Genomic DNA, 26631 nt, shown 5'->3' with positions numbered 1-26631 from the left:
GGCGAGAGGAGACAGACCATGGCGACCGAGCTCCAGTACGAGGTCCACGTCGAGCCCCAGATACCCCAGTCGGGGCGAGGGCCGCTGCCCGACGGCAGCACCCGAATGTGGTCGCCCATCTCCAGCACCCTGATCATGGGGCGCAAACAAGCGATCCTGGTCGACCCACCGATGACCAGCACGCAGGCGCAGGCCGTCGTTGACTGGGTGCTCGCGGCCGAGCGACAGCTGACGGGCATCTACATCACCCACGGACATGCCGACCACTGGCTCGGAGCGATCGCCCTCGTCGAGCGATTCCCCGACGCGGTCGTCTACGCCACTGCAGACACGCAACGGATGATGAAGATCCAGGGCTCCCCTGAGTTCCGAGCCAGCTTCTGGGACAAGATCTTCCCGGGCCAGCTGCCGGTCGGCGAGCTCGACGTGCAGGTGATCGGGGCAGACGGCTTCCAGCTCGAAGGCGTCCAGTTGCAGCCGGTCGAGGTCGGCCACACGGACACCGACGACACGACCATGCTCCACGTCGCCGACATCGGCCTGCTCGTGGCGGGCGACGCGGTGTACAACGGCGTTCACCCCTACCTCACCGAGTCCGGCGGAATACCGGGAATCGACTCATGGCTCGCCGCGCTCGACGTCGCCGCAGACCTCGCCCCCCGCGCCGTGGTCGCCGGCCACAAGGCGCCCGACGCACCGAACGACCCCGCCCAGATCGACGACACTCGACGCTACCTCGAAGATGCACGCGAACTGCTGGACAGCGCGAGGGATGCGCAGACCTTCTACGACGGAATGCTCGCCCGGCACCCCGACCGGATCAACCCCGGCGCCTTGTGGGGCGCCGCGATCACGCTGTTCCCCGCGCCCGGGGCATAGCAACGAGCGCAGTGCACTCCCGGCGCAGCAGGGCGCCGTCCCTCCTGCTCGTCCCTAACGACAGGAGGGACGAGCAGGAGGCTCCAGGGGGTCAGCGGCCTTGGAACTCGAACGCCGGACGGGGCGCACCGGAGACGTAGGCGTCGACCGCAGCGGGCAGGACCTTACGGACGTCCTCGGTCTCGAAGAGCGGCATCGCGATGTCGAACATGGCGTCGTCGGTCCCCAGCGCACCGACCGCCTCCCAGGTCCGCAGGAGCGCCTTGTGGGCAGCATGAGCACGAGTCGGACCGGCGGCGAGACGAACCGCCAACGCGCGCGCCCGATCCTCCACCTCGTCATCAGGGACGACGTGGTTCACGATCCCCACCTCAGCCATCCGACGGGCGTCGACCTGCTCGGACGTCATCGCCCATTCGAGGGCCCGCGCGCGTCCCGCTCGGGCCGCGACTCGATAGACGCCGCCGAGCAGGGTGACGATTCCGATCGTCTGCTCCGAGTGCGCGAACCTCGCCGACTCGCCCGCGAAGATGACGTCGGTGCGCAGGGCCAGCTCGAAACCGCCGCCCGAGCACAGGCCGCGCACCGCGGAGATGACTGGCAGCGGGACGCGCTCCAACCGGTTGAACGCGGAGATGTAGCCCTCGAACTTGCCTCGGAGCTCGGCCAGCTCCATGTCCGGCCACGGCGTGATGTCGCCACCACAGCTGAAGTCGTCGCCCACCGAACGGAGCAGGATGGCCCTGGCGCCGTCGACATGAGCTCGGTCAATGGCCGCGAGAAGCTCCTCGCAGATCTGGTCGCCGATGCGGTTCTGCGGCGGGTTGTCCAGGACGAACTCTGCCACCGAGTCCTGGATCGAGTAGTGCAGGTGCGGCATGACTGGCTCCTTAGCGGGCGAGCGCCCTTCTGTGGGATGTCGGGTGTGCAGCACCACGGCCGCAACGGACTCCGCGCCATGGCGGCGCATCCTGTGACATTAGCAAACACGTTTTGCCTCTGTCGACACTCAGCGTCGACGAGGTTCGGGAGGCTGTTCCTTCAACGCATGCATATGGTATACACCTCTGTCATGAGCGACGCCCTCAAACCGGTCGTGACGCCGCTCGCGCCGACCGACTTCCTCACCCGTTCGGCCACCGTCCACGCGGACCGGACAGCCGTCGAGGCGGCGGGCAGCTCGCTCACCTACGCCGAGCTCGCGGGCCGCGCCGCCCGGGCCGCTGGAATGCTCGTCGACCTCGGCCTGCGGCCGGGCGGCCGGGTCTCGGTGCTGGCGCCGAACTCCCTGGCGATGCTGGAGGCGCATTTCGCCGTCCCCTGGGCGGGGGGCGTGCTGAACGCACTCAACACCCGCCTGAGCGCCGCGGAGCTGCGCTACATCCTCGAGCACGCCGGCACCAGCGTGTTGATCGTCGACAGGTCACTGAGGCGGCTTGCCGAAGAGGCCGCCAAGGAACTCGTCACTCCCCCCCTGCTCCTTGTCGCTGGAGACGACAGCGAGTACGAGCAGTTGGTCTCACAGGCGACGGAGCTCCGCACGGACGTACCCGACGAGACGGACATGATCGCGCTCAACTACACCAGCGGTACGACCGGACGGCCGAAAGGCGTCATGTACTCGCATCGCGGCGCCTACCTGCAGTCGATGGCGATGGTGATGCACCTCGGGGTCACCGCGCGGTCGTCGTACCTGTGGACACTGCCGATGTTCCACTGCAACGGGTGGACGTTCCCCTGGGCCATTACTGCCGCCGGCGGCCGTCACGTGCTGCTCGAGCGGCCCGACCCGGAGGCAATCTGGCAAGCACTGGAAGGCGGAGTCACGCACCTGTGCGCAGCGCCGACGGTCCTCAATCGACTGGCCGCGTTCGCCGAAGGGCGGCGACTGGAGCACGCGGTGACCGTCGCCACCGGCGGCGCGCCACCGTCTCCAGCGCTTCTTGGCACCCTCGGCGCTCTCGGCATCGAGGTGGTCCACGTCTACGGGCTCACCGAGACCCACGGGCCCGCCGCCATCTGCGACTGGCGCCCGGAGTGGGACACGCTCCCCGCCGAGGAGCGTGCCGGCCTCAAGGCGCGTCAGGGCGTAGCCAACGTCATCAGCCAGCCGCTGCGCGTCCGGGCATCCGGACGCGACGTGCCCGCAGACGGGACCACCGTCGGGGAGATCCAGTTCCGTGGGAACAACGTGATGCTCGGCTACTACAAGGACCCTGGGGCCACCGCGGCGGCGCACGACGGCGAGTGGTTCCGGACCGGCGACCTCGGAGTGCTGCACCAGGACGGATACGTGGAGATCCGCGACCGCGAGAAGGACGTGATCATCTCCGGAGGGGAGAACATCACCTCGATCGAGGTCGAGCAGGCCCTCGACTCCCATCCAGCCGTCCTCGAGTCCGCCGTTGTCGGTGTGCCAGATCCGGAATGGGGCGAGGCAGTCATCGCGCACGTCGCGCTGCGTCCGGGGGGCAGCGCCACGGAGGCCGAGCTCATCGCCCACGTCAAACAGCGCATCGCGAGATTCAAGGCGCCGCAGCGAGTCGTCTTCGGCGACCTCCCGAAGACCGCGACCGGAAAGATCCAGAAGTTCAAGCTTCGCGCTTGCGCGCAAGACGACGACTCGAGCGAGCCGAACGAGTCGGATCGTCAGCACGGAGAAACATAGGCGAAATGGTTTAGGCGCTGTCATCCGGTAGGCTGGACGCATGACCTGGACGGCAACATCGCGATACGGGCTGGACGTGGCCCCCGACGGACTTGCACTCGTGCACGACTTCCTCAGCACCGGTTCCGCCGGTCGCCCCCGCCAACCGGACCTGCTCTCCGACCCTTCACTGGCGACGGAGTGGCTGAGCGACGCGCTGACCGCGTGGGCTCGACAGTGGAGCGCCCCGGTCCTCGACGAGGTCGACCTCGGCACGCTCACCGACCGGGATCTGACCATCCTGCGACGGGTGCGCGATGAGCTGATCGGATCCCTTCGCACGCATCTCGACGGGGGCGACACGGTGGCTGACAACGGCGCACGCGCCGGCCTCGCCGATCTGCAAGTAGGCGTGGAAGCTCGATTCGAGCCCGACGGCACGGTGTACTTCAAGCCGAAGGGCCGCGGCTGGAGAATGCTGCTCGGGCCGGTTGCACTCGAGATCGGGCGCGCCCAGGACGCCGGGGCGTGGACACGCCTCAAGAGCTGCAAGAACGACCGGTGCCGCGGAGTCTTCTACGACCGGTCGCGCAACAACAGCGGCGTCTGGCACGACGTACGGACATGCGGCAACGCGGCCAACCTTCGCGCATCGCGTGCGCGGCGCCGCGCCACTGGGCAGGCAGGCACCGAGTCACAGGCGAGTTAGCCGCGAGGTGCTACTCGACCACCGATCCGGACGCCGACCATGACGCTTGGTCCACCGGCGAGAAGTCCTCATCGAGCACGTCGAGCCGCTTCATGCGGCTGCCCGAGTGGCCCAGCAGCAGGTCGTCCTGCAGCGGCGTCGTGAACACAGTGTTCACCAGCGTGTACTCGGCGGCGAGCCGTCCGACGACCGGCAGCGCCGCGGTGTCGACCCGGTAGCCGCCGTCACGGTCCAGGCAGACGTCGTCGCGGATGTGAAACCGTCGCACCTCGCCCCACACGACAAAGTCGGTCTCGCCCACGGGGATCATCCGTTCCACGGTGCACTCGAAGGAGACGGGTGCCGACGCCACGCGGGGAACGCTGATCACCTCGCACGGGGCCTTCTCGAGACCCAGCGCGTCGAACTCGTCGACGTCGGGCGGGAACTCGAAGGCGCTGCGGTGGGCGGCGTGCGAGTTCGGCAGCGTCACCAGGTTCGTGGCGAACTCGCCGGTCTCGCGCATGTTCAGCAGCGTGTCCTTCAGGGTCCCGTCGGAGCGAGGCTGCATGGACAGGGAGACCATGGGCGGCTTGCGCCCAACTGCTGTGAAGAAGGAGATCGGCGCCAGGTTGGCGACCCCGGAGGTGGATTGAGTGCTCACCCACCCGATGGCCCGCGGCACGATCGTGCCAATCAAGAGCTTGTAGCCGGCTTCGGCGTCCAGATCGGACGCATCGATGATCATCAGGTCTCGCCTCACAGTCGGATTGGCTTGCAGTGAGACGCAACTGTATAGCAGACACCTCTGTCGTCAAGATCGCTTCGCGCCCACGTTGCCGCAATCTGGGGCAAAGTTTCAGATCCCGCTTGTGTGACGCAGGCAACGAGCGTACGGTTCAGTCAATCCCGAGGAGGAACCGTGACTACTGAGCTGCCCGACCGACCCCTTGTCGTCCTGATCCACGGATATCTCGACAACCCGACGGTGTGGCGCGACGTCGCGCCGGCCCTGGAGGCCGAAGGCTTCCGCACGATCGCCCCTGCGCTCCTGGCCGATGACGACGAGCTGACACTCGACAAGTTCGCCGCGACGGTGGTCGCGGCCACCACCGCGGCACTGGACGAAGACAGCTCCGACGGGGTCGTGCTCGTGGGACAGAGCATGGGCGCGCAGGTGGCCGAGCTGTCGGCCCGCGCTCTCGGCGACGGCGTGCGAGCCCTGGTGCTCGTTGCTCCCGTCCCGCTGGGAGGGCTGGCCCTCCCCGACGAGGTGGCGGGGCCCCTGCGAGGCTGCGGTGGGAACGCAGAGATCCAGCGGGCGTTGCGCACCCAACTGTCCGTCGCCCTCAGCACCGATGGTCTGGAGCACCTTGTCCGGATCGGAGTCGACGTACCGAGCGAGCGTGTCGAAGGCTGGTTCGATGCATGGGCGGCGGGCGACCCCGGCGCCGCCGGACAGGCTCCGCCGACCGTGCCGACCCTGGTGCTCTCCGGCGCCGACGACCCGTTCGTCAACAAGGACATCCTCGGACTGATCGAGTCACGCTTCGCGGACGCGGTCCAGAGCAACCTGCCCGGCGTCGGTCACTGGCCGCACGTCGAAGCGCCGGACGCGGTGGCAGCCGAGCTCGTCTCCTTCCTGGACAGCGTGCTCGCCGCGGGTGAGGGCGGAGCCGGTGACGTCACCGAAGCGGCCTGGACCGGCGCCTTCGAGGAGAAGCGGGACGACTCGTTCGCGGCGACCCTCGCGGTGGACGTGGTCCTGCATGCGTCCGTGCTGTACCGCCCCGTCGTCGGGCGCGACGACGTCTCGTTCGTGATGGGCGAAGCCAGCCAGATCTACCAGGACCTCCAGTTCGTGCACCAGGCCCAGAGCGGCCATCTCACCTTCCTCGAGTGGCACGCGACCACCCACTCCGGCATTGCGCTCGAAGGCGTCACCGTGCTGGAACGCGACGACACGGGACTGATCGCGCGCGTCGCGATCCACCACCGCCCGCTTGAAGCAGCACTGGCGTTCTCTGCCGAGCTGCGCGAGCGCACGATGACCGGCATCGGCGACGGCTACCTGTGGAGTGGCACGGCCCGGCCCTGAACGAGCCTCCTTCAGACCACCAGCCCCATCGAACGAGGAATCTCCTGTGCCCCTTGAAGACGAACGCGGCCCCTTCGATGTGATCGTCGAACGCGGCGCCGTCATGCTGACCAGGGATGGCAAGCGGCTCTACGCCGACGTCTACCAACCACGTGGCGTGGCGAAGTTCCCGACCCTGCTTCGCAGGACGCCGTACGGCAGGACCCAGAACGACCTCGCCGAGGCCTTCAACGAAGCCCACTTCTTCGCCTCCCACGGGTATCTCGTCGTGGTGCAGGACACCCGCGGACGTCATGGCTCCGAAGGCGTCTGGCATCCCTTCGTCTACGAGGCGCGCGACGGGTACGACGCCGTCGAGTGGGCCGCCTCACTCCCCCAGTCCAACGGGCGGGTCGGGATGTTCGGCCAGTCCTATGGAGCCCTCTCGCAGTACCTCGCTGCCAGCCAGCGTCCACCGCACCTCGTCACGGCGGTACCCGTCTCGGCGTACCTGGGCGCGTTCGAGAACTACTGGTACAACCGGGGCGCTCTCGAGCTGAGCTGGACGCTCAGCTACTTCATGAACATGGCCACCGACGTGCTCACCAAGCTCGGGGACACACGTCGTCTGGCCGAGCTCGAGAAGATGAAGAGTGACCCGGACGTCCGGTTCGCGCCCCTCACCGACGAGGCGCTGCGTCACCTGCCGTTGACGGACTGGATCGACAGGTTCGGAGCTGGAGCGCCCTTCCTCGCCGACATCCTCCACCACGACAAGGACGACGCCTACTGGTGGGCGGTGGACCTTCGGCGGCAACTGCACAACATCGACGTGCCAATGCTGCACGTGGGCTCGTGGTACGACATCGCCAACGGGGACACACCCCAGTACTTCCGCGGGATCAGCGAGCACGCCATGTCCGTGACGGCGCGGGAGAACCAGGCGCTCCTCATGGGTCCCTGGTCCCACCTGCTGCCGTTCAGCCAACCCACCTCGGGCGGCACGGGAGACATCGATTTCGGACCCGAGGCCGCCTTCCCCTTGCTGCAGACGCAGCTCGAGTGGTTCCACCACTACGTCCGCGATGGAGGCACCGCTCTTCCGCGTCCCCCGGTGAGCCTCTTCGTCATGGGTGACAACACGTGGCGCCACGAGGAAGCGTGGCCGCTCGAGCGGGCGCGGACCACGTCCTGGTACCTCCACAGCAACGGCGACGCCAACGGCGCCGAGGGCGGAGGAACCCTGGAGCTCGGTCGGGCGGAGGAAGCCCAGGCGCCCGACACCTACGTCTACGACCCGGAGGACCCCGTACCTTCCGCCGGGGGTCGGTACGTCGGTGGCGGCGTGCGCGACCAGCGCGTGAAGGCGGGACGCCAGGACGTCCTGCACTACACCTCCGCTCCGCTGCCCGAGGACCTCGAGATCACCGGACCGTTGCAGCTCGAACTGCACGCGTCGACCGACGCGGTCGACACCGACTTCGTCGCGATCCTGTGCGACGTGCGACCCGACGGATTCGTTCAGAACCTCGCCGAAGGACTCGTGCGTGGCCGCTTTCGCGACAGTTACGACGAGCCGGCCCTGCTGGTTCCCGGTGAGGTCTACCAGTTCACGATCGAGCTGGGGAACATCAGTCATGTCCTCAAGGCGGGGCATGCTCTGCAACTACTCGTGACCTCCAGCGACTTTCCCCGCTGGGACCGCAACACCAATACCGGCGACCGTCCGGCGGTGGCGGCGCGCACGCAAAGGGCCCAGCAGACCATCCTGCACGACAGAACCCATGCCTCTCGCGTTGTCCTCCCGGTGGTTCCGGGCGCACGCAGCGGCTCGGACGCGCGAACGGGTACCAGTGCGTCACATCCGGCGTCTCCCCACCCTCAGGAAACGGACTGACAGATGAAGCTCTCCTGCGTTTTCGCTCCCACGATGGACACCCCAGACCACATCGCCATCGCCGAGAATCTCGGGTACGAGAGAGCGTGGATCTTTGACACGCCACAGCAGAGCCCCGATGTCTTCATGACGTTGGCGCGCGCTGCCGAGCGGACGACCCGAATCGGCCTCGGCCCCGGCGTTCTGGTGCCGAGCCTTCGCCATCCCATGTCGGCAGCCGCGGCAACCGCGACGCTCGCCACGCTTGCGCCGGGACGTGTTGCCGTCGCCTTCGGGACCGGGTTCACCGGCCGCAGGGCAATGGGCCAGAACGCGCTGCCCTGGGACTTCGTGTCGCGCTACATCGTCGCCTACCGCGGTCTCATCAAGGGTGAGATCGTCGAGTGGGAGGGTGCCAAGATGCGCATGTTCGATGCCCCGGATGACCTTGCGCATGCGGCCTGCGACGTACCCGTCCTGCTGTCGGCCATGGGGCCGAAGGGCTTTGACATCGCTCGATCACTGGAGCTCGATGGCCTGATGTCCTTCGGGAACGCTGTTCCGGGCATGGCGGACTTCGACTGGAGCGTCGTCCAGGTCGGCGGGACCGTGCTCGCTGACGGCGAGGACCTCGGTTCCGAGCACGTGCGCTCGGCAGCGGGAGGCGCCTGGGCGATCAGCTACCACGCCGTCCACGACTTTCAGGGTGGTCTCGGCGCCGTGCGCGCTGCGTTGCCCGGCGGGGACGCGTGGGCCGACGTGATCGAGAAGACCCCCGAGAAGGACCGGCACTTCGCCATTCATGACGGTCACCTGATGCACCTCAACGAGGCCGATCACGCCGCCTGGGATGCAGGCGGGAGCGCGATCATCAGGGACGTGACGTTCACGGGTGACGCCGGAGCCCTCCGAGCGCAGGTCGAGGACCTCGCCGGGCAAGGCGTCACCGAACTCGGGATCATGTCGTCTGGGTCCGATGTCCCGGGTGAGCTCGAGGCCTTCGCCAAAGCGCTCGGATGAGGTCTCCACGCCTGGCTCGACCCGCGGCGGCCGGGCCGTGAACATCCACGTGCCACGCGGTCAAGCGGGGTCAAGCTCGATGTGACGACGTCTCGTCGGAGACATCGCACATCGAGGCCCATGCGCTCTCGGGTCATCCAGAGCAACCACAGAACGCCGGACCAGGTGGAACTACGGCGAACCCTGGCACTTCAGCATTCGCCGCTCTCCTCACTCGGGAGGCATGGTCGCCTGGAGCCACGAGTTCGCTCCCTGGAAGGCGGTCCTCGCCTGCCGGAACGCATTCAGGTCATGTCCCAGACCAGGCACGAGGACCGAAGTGACCGACGGCGCGTCGGGGAAGTAGGCGCGTTCCTGCGCGACGACGCGCGCGTCCGAGGAACAGTCGGTCCCCAGGTCAAGGAGGGACTGGCTGCAGAAGATGCCGTCCAACGTGCCGTTCACGAGCAGCACTGGCACGTCAATCTCGAGGCGGGTCGACAAGACCACGGGGAGGCTGGCGATCTCCTCGACGGTGTAGGTGCCCTTGGTCGCTTCGTCGCGCTCGATGATGCGCGAGTCAACGTCCGTGCCGGGCGCATAGAAGAGGCGGCGATGCGTGCCGGGGCGGGGCGTCTGGTAGCCGGGATCCAGCAGGGTCCCAGCGAACTGCGCGTCGAGGACCGCCGGGTACGAACTAGCGGCGATGTTGAGCATCGCATCGACATTCATCTTGTGGCTGAAGCCTGTGAGGATCACGGCGTCGACATCCCGGAAGCGGGAGACCTCGATCATGCTGATGAGGCTGCCTCCAGAGTGACCCACCAGCGCGACCTCCGAGAACACGACCCGGTGGCCGCCTGGGGCTGGCACGTCACCTGCACGGAGGGCCTGGACCAGGTTGTGGAGAGCGGTCGAGTTCGACGTGATGTCCACGAAGGCGCTCAGTGGGTGGCTGCTGCGACCGCTGCCGAGCCGGTCGATCGCAACCGTCGCGTAGCCGGCGCGGGTGGCGTGATACTCCCACGAGTATGTGTTGGCGCCAGGGTCTGCGGGATCTGCGATGTTCCAGTAGCGGTGGTCGTAGGTGATCCCGTGGACAAGCACCTGAACGCCCCGCGGAACCCTGCCCGCCGGAAGGCAGAGCTTCACCCAGAGGTACTGGCCGCTCACCTCCTGATCGAACGTCAGGCCCAGACCTCTGCCAGGCGTGACCACAATGCCCGGCTGAAGATCGACCGGGATCCGGCTGGTCTCGCACACACGGTCGTTGTTGGGAGCCGTTGATGATGCGACGACGACGGGGTCGCTTGCAGGTCCAGCGTGCGCCGGCTCCCACGCCGTCGCGGGAGCGGCACACGCAAGCGCCATCGCACCAACCATCCACGTCAGGCGGGAGCGCCGCCCGGAAACTCGCGCCCTCATCATCGGTCGCACCTGCCCATCTGTCGTCACCAACGGAAGACTGAACCGTATCGATGTTGCTTGCGTCACACAAGAGGCCGCCATGCTCGGATGGCCAACTTCGCCGCAAATCCTTGACGACAGAGGCAAATAGCATACAGTTCAGTCTCAAGTGCTGTCGATCACATCGGGGTCCTCGGCGTCATCGAACCCGCAGGTATCCGAATCCGGAGTAGACGCGGCCAACCCACAGGGCTGCCGCAGCACTTCATGTCGAAGGGAAAACAATGCGTTCCATCAAGTTCCACGCTGCGCCCTCCATCACGCTCCTCGCGGCTCTCGTCGCGGTGAGCGGTGCATTCGCCGGGGCCGCTCAAGCCCTTCCGGGGACGCAAAGCAAGCTCACCCCCGTCGGCGGCGGCAGCGGCGGCGGGACGATCGGGATCTCGCCCACCGCACACGACGTCGTCGGGCCCGACACCTTCGACGGCCAGGGGACGGTCAACGTGCACGGCCTCGCACCCAACACGGGCTACAAGATCCTGCGCTGGGTCGACCTCAACCCGGACGGGGTCTGCACGGGCACAACGGCATTGCCGTTCCCGGGCGACCCGACCCTGACGACCTCGAACGGCGGCGCGGGCGCGCTGCACTTCCAGATCAGCCGCGGCGCACCGTTCGTCGACGGCCTGCGCTACGACGTCATCGCTCGTGTCGTCGACCTCGCTGGCAACACAGTCCTCGAAAGCGATTGCCTCCCCTCCGTGGTGAAGTAGCCGTGCATCGCCCGCTCGTTCGTGGGGCGGGCACCCCGAGACCTATCTCGATGGACGCCTTTGTGAAAGGGAAGCAATCCATGACGACATTCCTTCTCCTCCACGGCGGGTTTCACGGCGCCTGGTGCTGGCGTCGCGTCATCGAGCACCTCCCGGCCCGAGACGTGGTCCATGCGCCGACATTCACAGGTCTCGCCGAACGGTCGCATCTCGATGCGCCCGGGATCGGTCTGGACGTCTACGTGGCCGACGTGTTGAACCTGATCCGCTGGGAAGAGCTCGACGACATCGTCCTGGTCGCGCACTCGTTCGGAGGGATCGTCGCCACCGCCGTTGCGGACGCCGTGCCGGAGCGAATTCGATCGCTGATCTACCTTGACGCCTTCATTCCCCAAGACGGCCAGTCACTCGAAGACCTCGGCTGGCCGCCTGCCGAGCCCGGCGTGACTCCCGTGCCGCCGCCGCCTGCTGCGATGTTCGGCCTGCTGGGTCCGGACGGCGAGTGGGTCGACCGCCAGCTCACCCCCCAGGCCGCGAGGACGGCGACCGACAAGGTCGTCCTCACCGGCGCCCACGAGGCTGTGGACCGCACGTACGTTTTCGCCACAGGCTGGGGCAGCCTGCCGCACTTCCTGACCAACCGAGACCTGGCCCGAGCGTCCGATGACTGGAGAGCGTACGACGTCGACGGCAGTCACGAACTCATGATCGACCGGCCGGCCGAGGTCGCCAAGATCCTGGTCGAGACCGCGGAACGAACGCGGGGCGCCCGTCGCGTGAGCTGAGCGGCGCGCCTCGGCGGAACCCTTTCGTTTGACACGTCAACTGGCCCATACATCGACCAGCCAACGCCGGTCACGGGTGAGGTTCTGCATCCACTCCGCGGCCCGGTCGGGCGTGACACCGTGCATTGCGCTGCGCAACTCGAGGAGCGTTGCCCGGACGCCCTCAGCCATCGCCGTCCCTCCGCAGACAAAGGCGATTCCTCCCCGGTCGAGCAGATCCATGACCGATCCACCCTCCTGCCGCACGAGGTCCTGCACGTACCCGCGGTCCAGGTCGGTGGCACGCGAGTAGGCACGGAAGATCTCGATGTCCGCTGCTGCCGCGAGCTCGTCGAGTTCGCCCAGGTAGAGCTCATCCGATTCCGGATGGCGACACCCGAAGAACAAGAGACCGGGGGCGAGGGCCACTCCCGCTTCCTTGGCGGCTGCCCGCTCCTGCAGAAACCCACGGAAGGGAGCAAGGCCGGTACCCGAGGCGATCATCAGGACCGGGCGGCTCGGGTCGCTGGGCAGCCGGAAGGCACTCGACGTGTCCCGGACGAAGGCGTGTACGACGTCACCTGCCTGCTGCTCGGCCAGGTGGTTGGAGCAGACGCCGTAGAACGTGCCGTTTCCCGAACGCGCTTCGTCGATCAGCGATCCCACCGTGATGGAGCACCTGTCCGGCTGCACCCTCGCCGAGGACGAGATTGAGTAGTACCGCGGCGTGAGGGGGCCCAGAAGCTCCAGGTAGACCGCAAACGGGAGACGGCAGGCGGGATGGAGCTCCAGCAGGTCGAGAACCGAGAGTCGCCGACCCAGTACCTGGTCGCGGTACGTGTCGCCGTCGAGGAGACCCTGGAGTTGCTGACGCGTCTCCGAATCCTCTGTGTGGTTCACGAGGCATGTCACGTGACGGCGGCCCGCGACGCCTTGAAGCTCCACGAAGTCGCTGAGCAGCTCCCCGACAGTCACCCTCTGCCCCACCGGCAGGAAGGTGCTCAACCCGTTGTCCGCATCGAGCCGGACCCAGGTGTCGAGGTCAAGGGAGAAACGATCGGCCACCCGAGCAGTGAGGGCCGTGCTGTTGCGCGCGATGACCCCGAGATGGTCGCCAGCCTCGTACGACAGGTCAGCCGGCAGTTCGAGCTCGATGTGGTGGACCGGACGGGTCAGGAACGGGCCGTCGGGCCGAGTCAGTTCGCGGACCTCAAGAACTCTCATGGGCCGTGCGTTCATTGACTGCACGAACGGATTGGCGAGGTCGCTGGGGAGGAACTCGATGCGGAGTCCGGAGACGGTCGAGGGCGCGACCTCGCTCAGATCGATGTCGAACACTCGGGCGACGTCCGGCCACAATGCCGCGTCCCACGCCTGGAGGTCGCCGTCGAAGTCATCGGCGACGTCGCCCTCACCGCGAGGGTGAACCCGCGTCGCGCCCAGCTCAACCAACCGGTCGTCGATCAGGCGAGGGAAGTCCTGGAAGGTGGGCGCCCACTCATGATTTCCGCAGCCGAAGACGCTGAACCTGACGCCGGAGAGATCGGGCGAACTCGCGGTGATCCACTCGGCGAAGCGCACCGCATTGTCGGGCGGGGTGCCGTTGTACGTCGCGGTGGCGATCATGACGACACCCTCGGTGGGCAGGGCCTCCACAGCCTCGTCCAAGGCAGCAGTGCGAACCTCGAATCCGCGTCGACGCCCGGCAGCGGCGAGGTCGCTCGCGACGTCCTCAGCGGTTCCGAAGTTCGAGCCGTAGAGCACCAGCATCGGCGTCCCGTGCTCCGGCACTGCGACGTCGACGGGCAGTCCTTGACTCTCACCTGCACCGACGGAACTCGCCGGGTCCACGTTCGGCGCCGCCAGCGGTCCGCGCTTCGACGCAGGTGTGAAGCGAACGGGCAGGTACTTGATCCCGTTCATGAAACTGGACTGCATGTGCCGTGCATCGCCGCTCACATCGATGTCCGGGAGTCTCGTGAACAGTTCCTTGAGCACGGTGTGCACCTGGAGACGAGCAAGGTTGGCACCGAGGCAGTAGTGCGTGCCGTCCCCGAAGGAGATGTGCGGGTTCGGGTCGCGAGTGATGTCGAAGCGATCTGGCTCGTCGAACACGGCCTCATCGCGGTTGGCCGATGCGTAGTTGATGACGACCCGGTCATTCTCGGCAACCTGCTGACCCGCGAGCTCCAGGTCCCTGGTGGCGGTCCGGCGAAACTGGATGACCGACGGATTGAAGCGCAGCACCTCCTCGACCGCGCCGGGCAACAACGACAGGTCGTCCCTGAGGAGCTGCAGTTGGTCCGGGTGCTGCGAGAGCGTCAGCATCGTGTTCGCCAGGAGATTGCGGGTCGTGTCGTTCCCGGCGATCACGAGGAGCTGGAAGAACCTGTCCAGTTCGCCGTCCGACAGGTACTCACCGTCGACCTCGGCGTTGACGACCGTGCTCCAGAGATCAGCGGTCGGATTCGTACGCCGCTGCGTCGTGGCCGCGCGGCAGTACGCGAACATCTCGGTGAACGCCGACAGGAAGGCCTGCGGGTCCGCCCCATACTCAGGGTCGTCGATTCCCACGAGGCGATTGGTCCAGCTGTACAGCAGCTTGCGATCCTCTGGCGGAATCCCGAGGACGTCAGCCAGCACGAGGAGCGGCATTTCTGCCGCAACGGTCGCAAGGTAGTCGGTCTCCCCTGCTTCACAGATGGCATCAACCACTTCGCGCGCGTGCCGCTGGATGGCGTCGAACAACTGCGCTCGGATCGTCTTGGGCGTGAACGCACGATTGACGATCTTTCGCAGCGCGGTGTGCTCGGGCGGATCCATGTTCAGCATCATGCGGCGCAACACGGCAATGTCACTGGGTCGCTGGTCACGAAGGAAGCTGGTGCCCCGCCAGGACGAGTAGTCCTGGGGGTGCCGTGACACGTGACTCACCTCGGCGTGCCGCAGCACGAGCCAGTATCCGCGCCCTCCTGCGAAAGAGGCCGTCGCCGGTTCCTCCACCCACACCACCGCGTGCTCGCGACGCAGGTCGCGGTACAGGTCGTGAGGGATCCCGCTTCCATAGAGGGACGGGGTCAGGACGTCGTGCAACGCGGCGGTCACGAGTGCGGATCCTTCATGACCGAAGGCTAGTGACCGTACGCACGGTCAGTCAACTATTGTGTCAGTCGTCACGAACCCTTACAGTGGCGTCACATTGACCGCACGTACAGTCAGGAGCACAGGGAACATGACCGCTACTCCCCCCGCCATCTTCGACATCATTGAGCGAGCCGTGGCAGCGTCGCCGGACCGCACCGCACTTGTCTTCGGGGAGCAGACGTGGACCTGGCGCCAGCTGCACGACCGGATCCTTCGCCTCGCTGGCGCCCTTCGCACCGAGGGCATCGGGCCGGGAGACCGCATCGCTTTCCTCGACAAGAACCACCCCGCCTGTCTCGAGACGACGTTCGCCGCGTCGCTGCTCGGTGCCGCGCACGCGGTCGTCAACTTCCGGCTCTCGGCCGAGGAGCTGGTGTACCTCATCAACGACTCGACGGCAGAGGTACTCATCGTTGGTGCCGAATTCGCTGGCACCGTTGATTCGATCCGCGCCGAACTCCCCAACCTTCGACGCATCGTGATCCTCGGGGGAGACCAGGACGAATATGAATCGCTCGTTGCCTGCGGCAGCCCGCTGCAGGATCGCCACCCGTCAGAGCCCAGCGATTGCTTCCTCCAGCTCTACACGTCCGGCACGACTGGCCGGCCGAAGGGCGCGATGCTGACACAGAGCAGCCTCGCGGCGCACAACGAAGCCCTTCTGCCTGCCTATGGGATGGACGAGTCGACGGTCAACCTGGTCGCGATGCCCATGTTCCACGTCGGCGGTACCTGCTGGGCACTCGGCGGAATGTGCGCCGGGGGACGCACAGTCATCGCACGTGAGGTCATACCCGCCGACATCCTCAAGCTCGTGGTTGATGCCAACATCACCCACGCGTTCTTCGTGCCTGCCGTCATCCAGATGCTCCTCGCACAGGAGGGCGTTGCCGAGGCCACCAAGGGCCTGGAAGTCATTGGGTACGGCGGCTCGCCCATGCCGGGCCCCCTGATGGACGCAACCCTGAACGCATTGAGCACACCCCTCTACTCCGTCTACGGCATGACGGAGATGTCCGGCGTCTTCTGCGTGCTCGGCCCCGAAGAGCACCGAGACCTCGATCGTCAGCACCTTCGCGCATCCGCCGGGCGCCCCCTGACCGGCAACGAGGTACGCGTCGTCGACCCCAGCACGGGCAGCGACGTTCCGGTCGGCAAGGTCGGAGAGTTCTGGGTCAAGTCTGCGCAAACGATGGCCGGCTACTGGAACAAGCCGGAGGCAACCGATGAGGCCTTCGTCGATGGCTGGCTCCGGACTGGCGATGCCGGACGAATGGACCAGGACGGCTACCTGTTCATCGAGGATCGCGTCAAGGACATGGTGATCACCGGCGGCGAAAACGTGTACCCCGCGGAGGTCGAGCGAGTTCTGATCGAACATCCCGACATCGCAGAGGTGGCAGTCATCGGCGTACCGAGCGAGAAGTGGGGCGAGACCGTGCACGCGGTGATCACACCCCGAGGCTCGTCGACACCGGACGCGGCGGCACTCATCGCCTTTGCGCGCGAGCGCCTTGCGCACTACAAGTGCCCGACCGGCATCACGTTCGTCACCGAGCTGCCGCGAAACCCGACGGGCAAGGTCCTCAAGCGAGAACTCAAGTCGCTCGTTGCATGACCGGATGTGCGGTCAGTGGCGGTAGACTCCTGCACACAAGCATGAACCGTGCGACAAACAGAGGGGTACTTCTCGTGGTCAGTGGCGCAGGTCGATACAACGACATTCTAGACACTTTCACCCGCCACATCGCCGAGATCGGCTACGACGGGGTGAACTTCGGCCTCGTCGCCAACGAGCTCGGCGTCTCCAAGGGGACGATCGTTCACCACTTCGGCAGCAAGGACCGCATCCTTGCCGCCCTCCACGAGTCGTACATGACACGACGACTGGCGGAGCTGGACTACATCCTTGCCGAGCTCGACGACCCCGTCGAGCAGGTGGCAGCCGCCCTCCACGCGTTCCTGCTCTACCACGAGGTCGACCGGGCCGCGACGGTCGCGTTCCAGCGCGAGGTGGTCCGCCTCGCCGGCCAGGAATCCATGGCCAAGGGCGCCGACCTTCGCCAGACGTACTTCACCCGATTCCGCGACGTGATCCAGTCCGGGATCGACAGTGGCCAGTTCCGTGAGGTCGACCCCACGGTGGACGCCTTGCTGCTGTTCGGCTCGGCGCAGTGGGCATGGACGTGGTTCCATCCCGACGGGGAGCGTCCCATCGAGGCAATCTGCAGCGCGTTCGTGGACCTCGCCCTCGGGAGCCTGTTGATCAACCGCAGGCGATTGCCCCAGCTCAGCGACGCACAGGGGAAGGCCGCGCGAACGGTGCGCGCCGCGATCGCAGCTGTCGCCGAGGACGCGGCCTCTACCGTCGCCTGACAGTCCCGCTCCACCCAGCAGCGCGTCTCGAGCTCCCCGGGGTGTCATTCGACACTCCGGGGAGCTCCCTTGCGTGGTGGCGTTGTGTGGGCTTCCACGGTACGATTGACCGTACGCACGGTCAATCACAGGAGTCCGGATGCAAGCTCAGAGCGCGGTGCTACGTGAACGCCGTGGACACTTCCGATTGGAAGACGTCGCCCTCGCCAGCCCCGGTCCCGACGAAGTCCTCGTCAAGATCGCAGGCTCTGGGTTCTGCCACACCGACCTCCTCCCCCGACACGACGGTTTCATGGCGGCGCCACCGCTGATCCTGGGCCATGAAGGGTCCGGAGTCGTCGTCATGAAGGGCCACGCGGTGGTCGACGTGGCCGTCGGCGACTCGGTCGTTCTCTCCTTCGATCACTGCGGGAAGTGCACCGCCTGCGGCGAGGGCCATCCGGCGTACTGTCGCTCCTTCTGGGGACGCAACATGGTCGGCCGCTCGAGAACCGGGGAGCAGCGCGCGCTCGACAGCACCGGGTCACCGATCGGTGCCCACTGGTTCGGCCAGTCGTCGTTCTCGACGCATGCCCTCGTCGCTGCCCGCAACGCCGTGCCGGTCCCGAAGGACCTTCCACTCGAGCTGATGGGCCCGCTCGGCTGTGGCGTACTCACCGGCGTCGGATCCATGTTCAATGTCCTGCACGTAGGTGCCGGTTCCCACACCGCTGTGTTCGGAGCGGGTGCAGTGGGGCTGTCCGCCGTCATGGCCGCTTTCGCAGCCGACGCCGAGCGGATCATCGCTGTTGATCTCCACCGAGGTCGTCTCGATCTCGCTCTGGAGCTGGGAGCCACCGACGTGGTCCACGCGGTTGGCCTCTCGAACGCCGAGGTGAGTGAGCGGGTCATCGAACTCTCTGGGGGCGGCACCCACACCGCGCTGGACACCACCGGCGTCATGCCGGTCATCTCCGCTGGCGTCGCTGCGCTTCGTCCTCGCGGCGTTCTCGGCATGGTGTCTGCCGTCGGTGCCGACTTCGTCCTTCCGGGCGATGCCCTCGCGATGGGGAAGACCGTGACCGGCATCTTGGAAGGCGATGCCCTTCCGAGAGTACTCATTCCCCAACTCATCGAGATGTGGAGAGCAGGTCAGCTCCCGTTCGATCGGATGATCCGCACCTACGACCTCAGTGACATCAACCAGGCCGAAGCCGACATGGCCAGCGGCAAGGCAATCAAACCCATCCTCATTCCGGGAGATTCCGCATGAGCGCCATCATCGAAGAACGCAGTCACCTCTACATCGACGGGCGCTGGCAACCCTCGAGCGACCCTGCGATGACCAACATCATCTCCCCTGCCACCGAGCAGGTCTTCGGGGCGGCGCCGACCGGCACCGCTTTGGATGTTGACCAGGCCGTCGGCGCGGCTCGGCGGGCGTTGCAAGCGGGTTCCTGGGCTGGAACTGCTGGCTCCGAACGGGCCGCCTGGATGCGTGCTCTGGCAGACGAGCTCGCAAAGCGGGGCGACGAGACCGCCCATCTGGTCAGTGGAGAAAACGGAATGCCGATCAGCCTCGCCCGCGTGGCAGAAGGCCAGGGGCCGGCGGCGACGCTCCGCTACTACGCCGACCTGGCCGAGCAAACGCCCATCGAGGAGGCCCGGGTCAGTGCCCGGCCGGGCCGGGTGACCGTGGTGCGCAGGGACCCCGTCGGAGTCGTCGCGATCGTGGTTCCCTGGAACTTTCCGCAGTCGCTGACCATGTTCAAGCTTGCCCCGGCCCTCGCCGCGGGCTGCACGGTGGTCATCAAGCCGGCGCCTGAAACGGCCGTCGACGCGTTCGCCATCGCGGATGCAGCCGAGGCATGCGGTTTTCCGCCGGGCGTGATCAATGTGATCGCGGGAGGACGGGACGTGGGCGCCCACCTCGTGTCACACCCTGGCGTGAACAAGGTCGCCTTCACCGGTTCGACGGCAGCGGGCCGCGCGATCGGCGAGATCTGCGGCCGCCTGCTCCGCCCGGTCACCCTCGAGTTGGGAGGCAAGAGCGCCGCAATCGTGCTGGACGACGCTGACCTCGAGCAGACCGTTCGAGGTCTGTCCTGGGTCAGCCTGCTCAACAACGGGCAGACCTGCTACCTGAACAGCCGCATTCTGGCTCCGCGGTCGCGCTACGCCGACGTCGTGGGCGCAGTCGCCGATCTGGCCACCTCCCTCAAGGTCGGCGACCCCGCCGACCCGACGACACGGGTCGGCCCCTTGGTCACGAGCGCGCAGCGCGCACGCGTCGAGGAGTTCATCGCGGCTGGCCGCTTCGAGGGCGCTCGAGTGGTGGCCGGGGGTGGGCGTCCTGAAGACCTGCCCGTCGGCTGGTACGTCCAACCAACCGTCCTCGCCGATCTTGATCCACGATCGACGCCGGCCCGGGAAGAGATCTTCGGTCCGGTCCTGTGCGTCCTGCCCTACGACGACATCGACGACGCCGTTCGACTGGCCAACGACTCCGAGTACGGGTTGGGAGGAACCGTCTGGACGCGCGATCAGGAACGCGGACTCGACGTTGCCCGCAGGGTCGAGACCGGAGCCATCGGCGTCAACTTCTTCGACCTCGACCTGGGCGCTCCTTTCGGAGGCGTCAAGTCGTCCGGCGTGGGGCGCGAGCTCGGACCCGAAGGTCTCGACGCCTACGTAACGCTCAAGTCGATCTACCTGAACACCACGACGAAGGAGGAACAAGCATGAAGATCGGAATCTCTGTCGGCTACTGGGGTGCCGGACCTCCGGAGGACGTCGAACGACGCCTGGCCGAAGCCGAAGAGGTCGGCGTCGACAGCATGTGGACCGCTGAAGCCTACGGGTCGGATGCCATCTCGCCACTCGCGTGGTGGGGCGCCGGAACGAAGCGTCTGAAGCTCGGCACCGCGGTCACGCAGATCTCCGCCCGCACACCCACCGCCATGGCGATGGCAGCGCAGACCGTGGACCACCTCAGCGGCGGGCGCATGCTGGTCGGCCTGGGTGCATCGGGCCCACAGGTCGTCGAGGGCTGGTACGGCACGCCGTACCCGAGGCCCCTCGAGCGCACCCGTGAGTACGTACAGATCATGCGCCAGGTGTGGGAGCGCGAAGCCCCGGTGGAGTTCTCCGGGCGGCACTACCAGCTCCCCTACACGGGCGCAGACGGCACCGGGCTCGGCAAGCCGCTTCGGTCCACCGTGCACCCGTATCGCAGCGACATCCCGGTGTACCTCGGCGCGGAAGGCCCGAAGAACGTGGCGCTGGCAGCCGAGATCGCCGACGGCTGGCTGCCCCTGTGGTTCTCCCCCAAGTCCGACGCCTTCTATCGATCGGCGCTGGCCGAGGGCTTCGGCGTGCCCGGCGCACGGCGCACGGCCGAGACCTTCGACGTCGCGGGCGTGGTGTTCATGGCCGAGGACGAGGACGTCGAGCTCGCGGCCTCGCACATCAAGCCCATCATCGGTCTCTATGCGGGGGGCATGGGCGCCAAGAGCGCGAACTTCCACAACGAGCTGTTCGTGCGGATGGGCTGGGGTGATGTCTGCCAGGAGCTCCAGGAGCTCTACCTCGCCGGACGCAAGCAGGAGGCGATCGACGCCATCCCGCTCGAGATGGTGGAGGACGTCGCCCTCGTCGGGCCGGCGGACAAGATCATCGACGACTTCAAGAACCGATGGGCGCCCACGTGCCTGACGACCCTCATCGTGAGCGGGAGCCAGAAGCAGTCGACCCTCGCCAGACTGGTTGACGAAGCCGCCCGACTCTGACGACCCACCTCGACCCACCTCAGAGTCGAAACAAGGGCACTGAGTCCTTCCACGTGAAGGATCCAGTGCCCTTGTTCGGCGATCAGGCTTGCGACGTCAGACGCCCACTCCGAGCTGACCAAGGAAGCCAGCCTGGTCGTAGATGACCTTGTACTCGGCGACGCGGTCCCCTTCAAAGCGCCAGAACTCAGCGAGCTCGACGTCGATGGAGTTGCCGGTGGGTGGCAGGAAGTCGCCGTCCGGAAAGCCGAGATCCTCGGTGTGCGTGCCGGTCACCTGAACGAGGGCAGCGACCTCGTCCGTCCCACTGATCACGCGGAAGGGGCGGTGACGCAGATCAGGGAACGCAGCAAAGAACCCGGCCATCCACAGCACCACGACCTCGGCGCCCGTCTCCTTGAAGCCTGAGGCATCGATGACGCAGTCGGGCGTCAATGCGGCCTCCACCCATTCGAAGTCGTGCGCATCCACGTGCCGAAAGAACTCTTCGACCCAAGCGGCGCTCGTCAGAGCTGGTGCAGTCGTGTTCATGGTTTCGTTTGCCTTTCGAGTTGTCAGTACGACGAGGTGGCGGGGATGAGGACGGGCTTGATCACCTTGCTCGCGTGAAAGTCGTCCAGTGCGGTTTCCAGCTCCTCGAGGGGGTACTCCGTGATGAGCCGGTCGAAGGGGAAACGACCGTCTCGCCACATCTCGATCAGCTGCGGGATCAGCTGGTGGGGCTCTGCGTCCCCCTCGATCACACCGGTCAGGGTGCGACCCATGAGGAGGTGGCCCTGGTCGATGGTGATGTCGTTGTCCAGCGCCTGAAGACCCACAGTGGCGCAAATGCCGGGAGTGCGAAGAGACATGAGCGCGTCCCGCACCACGGGGCCGAGCCCCACAGCCTCCATCGAGCAGTCGAGTCCGCCGGTCACCTCGAGGATCTCCCACACCACGTCCTTGGTCGAGGACGGGTTGAAGGTGTGCGTGGCTCCCAGCTCGCGAGCGAGGGCGAGCCGGTCATCGCTGAGGTCGACCGCGACGATGGTTTCGCACCCCGCCGCCTTCGCAGCCATCACGCCGGCAAGACCAACGGTTCCGAGCCCCCAGAATCCGATGCTCTGTCCGGGCTGAGGGCGAAGCACGTTGATGACCGTGCCTGCCCCGGTCAGCAGCCCACAACCCAACGGCCCGAGCAGGTGCAACGGGACGTCCTTGTCCACCTTCACAGCATTGCGCGCACTTGCCACGGCATGCGTTCCCCAGGAGGACTGCCCGAACCAGCTCCCGTGGACCTGGCGATCCCCCTGGACCAACGTCGTGGTGCCATCCAGGCGGGTGCCGAAGTAATTCAGGGCGCCGGCCAGCGCGCAGTACGCCGGATGTCCGTTGTCGCAGGATGGGCAGTCTCCGCAGGTGTCGAAGGTGAGGACGACGTGGTCACCGGGAACCACATGGGTCACGTCAGGACCCACCTCCTCCACCACGCCGGCGCCTTCATGGCCGAGGACAGCAGGCATCGGGAGGGGCAGGTTGCCATTCAGCCCGGTGAGATCCGTGTGACAGATTCCGACTCCCGCGATGCGGACCAGGACCTCGTTGTCCTGCAGCGGGGTGTGCTCGACGTCCTCCAGGGTCGGCGTACCCCCGGGCTCGGTGAAGATCGCGACACGCATTTTCAGCCCTCCTGAGCCGGTAGGACGAGGTCGTAGACGCGGCGGTCGAGTGTGCGGGACATGTCGACGTGCACGAACTTCGCCTCGGTGTATTCATCAAGGGCATGAGGACCGAGCTCGCGCCCGATGCCGCTCTGCTTGAACCCGCCGAACGGGTACAGCGCGTTGACCATGTGCCAGTCGTTGATCCAGACCGTCCCGGAGTCGATCTGACGGGCAACGTCCATCGCGGCGTCGAGGTCCTCGCTCCAGACTCCGGCGGACAGCCCGTAGTCGGAGTCGTTCGCGATGTCGATTGCCTCCTGTACGTCGCGATAACGCAGGACGCACAGGACCGGACCGAAGATTTCCTCCTGGGCCACCCGCATGTCGTTGGTGACGTCGGTCAGGATCGTCACCGGGACCCAGTGGCCGGGGCCGTCGGGCACCTCGCCCTGGAACGCGACTGTCGCGCCTTCCTTGGGGCCGAGCTCGATGTAGGACTCGATGCGACTCTTCTGCTCCGCCGAGATGATCGGCCCCATGTCGGTGTCGAAACTTGTCGGGTCGCCGACCTTGATCTGCTTGGCTCGCGCGATCATTTTGGCCACGAACTCGTCATGCAGGGAGTCGGGAAGAAGCAGCCGGGTGCCCGATTCGCAGGCCTGCCCCTGGTAAAGACAGAACGCGAACAGCGCGCCATCGACGGCGACGTCGATGTCGGCATCGGGCAACACGATGTTGGGCCCCTTGCCCCCGAGCTCGAGGGTGACCTTCTTGATGTTCTCCGAAGCCTGCTGGGCAATGAGGCGACCCACGGCCGTCGAGCCCGTGAACGCGATCTTGCGGACGTCGGGATGCACCGAAAGACGCCGGCCAACCTCTTCGCCCTCGCCGGTGATCACGTTGAGTACGCCCGGCGGCAGTCCCGCCTCGTGGGCCGCCCGGGCCACCTCGAGCAGGGTTGCGGGAGTCTTCTCATCCGCCTTGATGACGATGCAGTTGCCTGCCGCAAGAGCCGGTCCCAGCTTCCAGACCGCAAGGAGCATCGGGAAGTTCCAGGGCACGATGCCCGCCACCACTCCGATCGGCTCCCGCCGCGTCACGCCGGCGGCCATGGTCGGGTAGCCCAGGAGAGGTCCCGGAACTTCGAAGGCGTACGTCCGTGCGAGGTCCGCGAAGTACTGCAGGTGGGAGATCGAGTAACCGACGTGGAAGGCCATGGCCTGGCGGACGGTCACACCGTTCTCAGCGACATGGAGGTCCACGAGGTCGTCCATCCGCTCATTGAGGATCTCGACCATTCGCGACATGACGGCAGCACGTTCCTCCGGCGGCATGTTGCGCCAGTCGCCACGCTTGTGTGCCGCCGCCGCTGCAGCGACCGCTGCATCAGCGTGCTCGACGCTTCCTCGGGCGGATGTCGCCCACAGGTTTTCGTTCGCCGGGTTGATGAGCTCGTAACGCTCCTCTGTATCGACCCAGTCACCGTCGATGTACATGCGGAAGTGAGGCACCTCCGCGACAACGTCAGTCATCAAACCGCGTCCTTGCCCGCCACGAGCTCACGGTAGATCGGGAAGACCGGCTTGGCTGCTGGGATCAGCTTCAGGATCGTCGAGACGGGTCCCTTGGCCTTGACCTGGCCCTTCGCAAGGCCCACGGCGACGTTGTACTCGCCGCTCCAGAACTGGTTCCCGTGATCGGCCGACATCGACATCCGGACATCAGGCGTGAGATCCGAGTCGCCCTCGATGACCTCGATGGCCGGCTCCTTGAGGAGCACGGTGATGCTCGACGTGGGGTTGCTGTAGTCGAGCCGCAGCACGATGTCCGCCGCGCGCAACGCATCTCCGACGCCATCGACGCCGTCCGCGACCCTGAACACCTGTCCGAGGTACTGGTAGACCTCAGCGTCGTCCTTGAAAAAGCTCACGTGATCTCCTCGGTCGAGCCGGGCTCGATTCGCCCGGGCCTGCGCTCACCAGAATCTCACGGACCGTACGTGCGGTCAATAGAAAAGATGAGTGCGCTTACGGCGCGTGAACAGGTCAGGCTTCAGCCACGACGACGGGGTACGACTCGCCCTCGCCGGAATGAACAAAGTGAACAGTGACGGCTCCCCCGGGCGCGACGCTGCCCCCTTCGCTACGCGTGAACAGCCACGGCCCTTCGGCCAACTCGACGATGACCAGGCTGGTCGGGGGGCTCGTCGAATGGTCGACGGCCCTCGACACAATGACCCCTCGACAGCCGGACTCAGCCCAGTCCAGGTCAGGTTCTCCGCAGACGTCGCATGCGAGAACATCCGGCCGACTGACGTGCCCGTCCGCGCAGACCCGGACAAGGAGCCGTCCCGAACCCAGACCATCGAACCAGGCGGCGGTCATCTGGTCGCGACGAGCGGGCGCCCGGCCCGAGCCGGTCACGCTGCGGCCTCCGACGTCAGGACGAGAGTGGAGTGGTGCTCGAGGACGCCGCCATTACCGCTGACCATCGCGGTGTCATGATCGAGCACCTGCCGCTCGCCGGCCTGACCGCGGACCTGCATGACCGCCTCGTGCAGAGGAGTCATGCCCCACAGGTAGAAGGAGGAGAGCTGTCCTCCTCCCGTGTTCGTCGGGAGCACCCCGCCCGGACCCAATGCGCCAGACGCAGCGAGTGCGCCGGCTTCCCCCGGGCCACAGAAGCCGTAGTCCTCAAGTGTGACCAGGACCGTGTAGGTGTAGCAGTCGTAGATCTCCCGCAACTGGATGTCGTCGATGCCCATCCCCGCCATCGAAAGCGCGGCGCGCCCTGAGGCCTTGGCCCCAGTCGTGAGGCCGAAGGTGCTGTCCGCGCGGAACGGGGCAGCGGGGTGCCCCTGCCCCCAGCCGCGAATCTTTACCGGCGGCTGCCTGAGGTCGCGGGCTCGCTCGGTCGTGGTCACGATCACCGCCGCCCCACCGTTGGAGACCAGGCAGCAGTCGAGCAGATGGAGGGGCTCCACCACCCAGCGGGAGGCGTGGTAGTCCGCAAGAGTCAGCGGTGTGCGCATCGTCGCGACCGGGTTGAGCTCAGCCCACCGGCGCTGGGAAACCGCGACCGCCCCCAGCTCGTCATGAGTGACCCCGAACGTGGACATGTAGCGGTCTGCGGCGAGGGCGTACCGATGCGTCGTACTGGTCAGACCCGCGGCAGTTTCGGCGCTACGCACTCCTCGCGCCTGCAATGACATCGCCTTGTACGCATCAGCACCGGAACTGGATTCGGACCTCGGAGTGTCCGCGAAGACGCAGGCCACCGCGCGGGCAGCTCCACTGTCAACGGCCTGCGCCGCTTGCGCGACCATCAATCCCGCCGAGGCGCCGAAGGCAGTCAACTGGGTGAGCACTCGCAGGTCCCGGAGACCGAGTCGGCGAGCCAGGGTCAGGTCGAGCGAGGGCTGGGCGAGGGCCGGGTTGATCAACAACCCGTCAATGTCAGTCGTCGCAAGTCCTGCGTCGGCTGCGGCAAGGGAGACCGCCTCCGCGGCAAGCTCGAAGGAGGTCTTGCCGAAGACCTTGCCCACCTCGGTGAGCCCCAGTCCCGCGATTGACGCCACGCTTTCCTCCTTGA

At 66.6% G+C, this 26631-nt stretch carries 22 protein-coding genes and 1 pseudogene; 14 read left to right on the top strand and 9 right to left on the bottom strand.

What is annotated here, in order from left to right; all coding sequences use genetic code 11:
• The first annotated feature begins 18 nt into the window (after nt 1-18).
• Nucleotides 19-879 carry an MBL fold metallo-hydrolase gene (locus ACOACQ_RS06510; RefSeq protein ID WP_378595976.1) on the top strand — a complete coding sequence of 287 codons (861 nt, stop codon included), beginning with the start codon at nt 19-21 and terminating at the stop codon, nt 877-879.
• A gap of 91 nt (nt 880-970) precedes the next feature.
• Here the strand turns inward: ACOACQ_RS06510 and ACOACQ_RS06505 are convergent, their stop codons facing one another.
• On the bottom strand, nt 971-1759 hold the full coding sequence (locus tag ACOACQ_RS06505) for an enoyl-CoA hydratase/isomerase family protein (protein ID WP_378595975.1): 789 nt from the start codon (nt 1757-1759) through the stop codon (nt 971-973).
• Nucleotides 1760-1951: 192 nt separating this feature from the next.
• Between ACOACQ_RS06505 and ACOACQ_RS06500 the strand changes: the two genes are divergently transcribed.
• Together ACOACQ_RS06500 and ACOACQ_RS06495 are read left to right on the top strand one after the other, a co-directional pair.
• The gene (locus tag ACOACQ_RS06500; RefSeq protein ID WP_378595974.1) at nt 1952-3547 is read left to right on the top strand and encodes an AMP-binding protein; all 1596 of its coding nucleotides are present in this window, start codon (nt 1952-1954) and stop codon (nt 3545-3547) included.
• 40 nt (nt 3548-3587) lie between these two features.
• The gene (locus ACOACQ_RS06495; protein ID WP_378595973.1) at nt 3588-4235 is read left to right on the top strand and encodes a CGNR zinc finger domain-containing protein; all 648 of its coding nucleotides are present in this window, start codon (nt 3588-3590) and stop codon (nt 4233-4235) included.
• Nucleotides 4236-4245: 10 nt separating this feature from the next.
• Here the strand turns inward: ACOACQ_RS06495 and ACOACQ_RS06490 are convergent, their stop codons facing one another.
• Nucleotides 4246-4962: a flavin reductase family protein gene (locus ACOACQ_RS06490; RefSeq protein ID WP_378595972.1), complete on the bottom strand. Its 717-nt coding sequence runs from the start codon at nt 4960-4962 to the stop codon at nt 4246-4248.
• Nucleotides 4963-5136: 174 nt separating this feature from the next.
• Here ACOACQ_RS06490 and ACOACQ_RS06485 point away from each other — a divergent pair, with 174 nt between their 5' ends.
• From ACOACQ_RS06485 to ACOACQ_RS06475, 3 genes are read left to right on the top strand one after another with little or no spacing between them, the layout of a single operon-like run.
• Nucleotides 5137-6312, top strand: coding sequence for an alpha/beta fold hydrolase (locus tag ACOACQ_RS06485; RefSeq protein ID WP_378595971.1), 1176 nt, complete (start codon nt 5137-5139; stop codon nt 6310-6312).
• 46 nt (nt 6313-6358) lie between these two features.
• Entirely contained in the window at nt 6359-8188 is a 1830-nt protein-coding gene (locus ACOACQ_RS06480) for a CocE/NonD family hydrolase (protein WP_378595970.1), read from the top strand.
• Nucleotides 8189-8221: 33 nt separating this feature from the next.
• Complete coding sequence (locus ACOACQ_RS06475) at nt 8222-9187, top strand: LLM class flavin-dependent oxidoreductase (RefSeq protein WP_378595969.1); 966 nt, start codon at nt 8222-8224, stop codon at nt 9185-9187.
• 210 nt (nt 9188-9397) lie between these two features.
• Here the strand turns inward: ACOACQ_RS06475 and ACOACQ_RS06470 are convergent, their stop codons facing one another.
• A complete protein-coding gene (locus ACOACQ_RS06470) occupies nt 9398-10429 on the bottom strand; it encodes an alpha/beta hydrolase (protein WP_420287903.1) in 1032 nt (343 codons plus the stop codon).
• A 428-nt stretch (nt 10430-10857) separates the two neighbouring features.
• Here ACOACQ_RS06470 and ACOACQ_RS06465 point away from each other — a divergent pair, with 428 nt between their 5' ends.
• Nucleotides 10858-11346 carry a hypothetical protein gene (locus tag ACOACQ_RS06465; RefSeq protein WP_378595967.1) on the top strand — a complete coding sequence of 163 codons (489 nt, stop codon included), beginning with the start codon at nt 10858-10860 and terminating at the stop codon, nt 11344-11346.
• Between the two features lie 50 nt (nt 11347-11396).
• Nucleotides 11397-12131 (top strand): alpha/beta fold hydrolase, encoded by a 735-nt coding sequence (locus tag ACOACQ_RS06460; protein ID WP_378595966.1) that lies wholly within the window; start codon nt 11397-11399, stop codon nt 12129-12131.
• 36 nt (nt 12132-12167) lie between these two features.
• On the opposite strand, the gene ACOACQ_RS06455 is transcribed toward ACOACQ_RS06460, so the two are convergent.
• Complete coding sequence (locus tag ACOACQ_RS06455) at nt 12168-15215, bottom strand: cytochrome P450 (protein ID WP_420287902.1); 3048 nt, start codon at nt 15213-15215, stop codon at nt 12168-12170.
• Nucleotides 15216-15273: 58 nt separating this feature from the next.
• Here ACOACQ_RS06455 and ACOACQ_RS06450 point away from each other — a divergent pair, with 58 nt between their 5' ends.
• The 6 genes and pseudogenes from ACOACQ_RS06450 (at nt 15274) to ACOACQ_RS06425 (ending at nt 21397) form a co-directional block, all read left to right on the top strand.
• Nucleotides 15274-16872: a long-chain-fatty-acid--CoA ligase gene (locus ACOACQ_RS06450; RefSeq protein WP_420287901.1), complete on the top strand. Its 1599-nt coding sequence runs from the start codon at nt 15274-15276 to the stop codon at nt 16870-16872.
• Between the two features lie 41 nt (nt 16873-16913).
• Nucleotides 16914-17630 carry a TetR/AcrR family transcriptional regulator gene (locus tag ACOACQ_RS06445; RefSeq protein ID WP_420287900.1) on the top strand — a complete coding sequence of 239 codons (717 nt, stop codon included), beginning with the start codon at nt 16914-16916 and terminating at the stop codon, nt 17628-17630.
• 139 nt (nt 17631-17769) lie between these two features.
• Nucleotides 17770-18180, top strand: a pseudogene (locus ACOACQ_RS06440) (alcohol dehydrogenase catalytic domain-containing protein); the annotation flags it as partial.
• A 78-nt stretch (nt 18181-18258) separates the two neighbouring features.
• Complete coding sequence (locus ACOACQ_RS06435; protein ID WP_420288321.1) at nt 18259-18882, top strand: zinc-binding dehydrogenase; 624 nt, start codon at nt 18259-18261, stop codon at nt 18880-18882.
• Nucleotides 18879-20354: an aldehyde dehydrogenase gene (locus ACOACQ_RS06430; protein WP_420287899.1), complete on the top strand. Its 1476-nt coding sequence runs from the start codon at nt 18879-18881 to the stop codon at nt 20352-20354. Before ACOACQ_RS06435 ends, ACOACQ_RS06430 begins: the two co-directional genes overlap by 4 nt.
• Nucleotides 20351-21397, top strand: coding sequence for an LLM class F420-dependent oxidoreductase (locus ACOACQ_RS06425; protein ID WP_420287898.1), 1047 nt, complete (start codon nt 20351-20353; stop codon nt 21395-21397). The genes ACOACQ_RS06430 and ACOACQ_RS06425 overlap by 4 nt, the downstream gene beginning before the upstream one ends.
• A gap of 96 nt (nt 21398-21493) precedes the next feature.
• On the opposite strand, the gene ACOACQ_RS06420 is transcribed toward ACOACQ_RS06425, so the two are convergent.
• The 5 genes from ACOACQ_RS06420 to ACOACQ_RS06400 form a co-directional block, all read right to left on the bottom strand.
• Nucleotides 21494-21928: an ester cyclase gene (locus tag ACOACQ_RS06420; RefSeq protein ID WP_378597828.1), complete on the bottom strand. Its 435-nt coding sequence runs from the start codon at nt 21926-21928 to the stop codon at nt 21494-21496.
• 23 nt (nt 21929-21951) lie between these two features.
• Nucleotides 21952-23055, bottom strand: coding sequence for an NAD(P)-dependent alcohol dehydrogenase (locus ACOACQ_RS06415; RefSeq protein ID WP_378597826.1), 1104 nt, complete (start codon nt 23053-23055; stop codon nt 21952-21954).
• 2 nt (nt 23056-23057) lie between these two features.
• Complete coding sequence (locus tag ACOACQ_RS06410; protein ID WP_420287897.1) at nt 23058-24572, bottom strand: aldehyde dehydrogenase family protein; 1515 nt, start codon at nt 24570-24572, stop codon at nt 23058-23060.
• Nucleotides 24572-24970 carry an SCP2 sterol-binding domain-containing protein gene (locus ACOACQ_RS06405; protein WP_378597824.1) on the bottom strand — a complete coding sequence of 133 codons (399 nt, stop codon included), beginning with the start codon at nt 24968-24970 and terminating at the stop codon, nt 24572-24574. The genes ACOACQ_RS06410 and ACOACQ_RS06405 overlap by 1 nt, the downstream gene beginning before the upstream one ends.
• A gap of 489 nt (nt 24971-25459) precedes the next feature.
• Nucleotides 25460-26617: a thiolase family protein gene (locus ACOACQ_RS06400; RefSeq protein ID WP_420287896.1), complete on the bottom strand. Its 1158-nt coding sequence runs from the start codon at nt 26615-26617 to the stop codon at nt 25460-25462.
• Nucleotides 26618-26631 lie beyond the last annotated feature (14 nt).

Origin of the sequence: Nocardioides sp. CPCC 206347 (assembly GCF_048654605.1) — a bacterium.
Lineage (GTDB): Bacteria > Actinomycetota > Actinomycetes > Propionibacteriales > Nocardioidaceae > Nocardioides.
The sequence above is the reverse complement of the archived record's forward strand: the minus strand, read 5'-3'. Positions and strand labels throughout refer to the sequence as shown.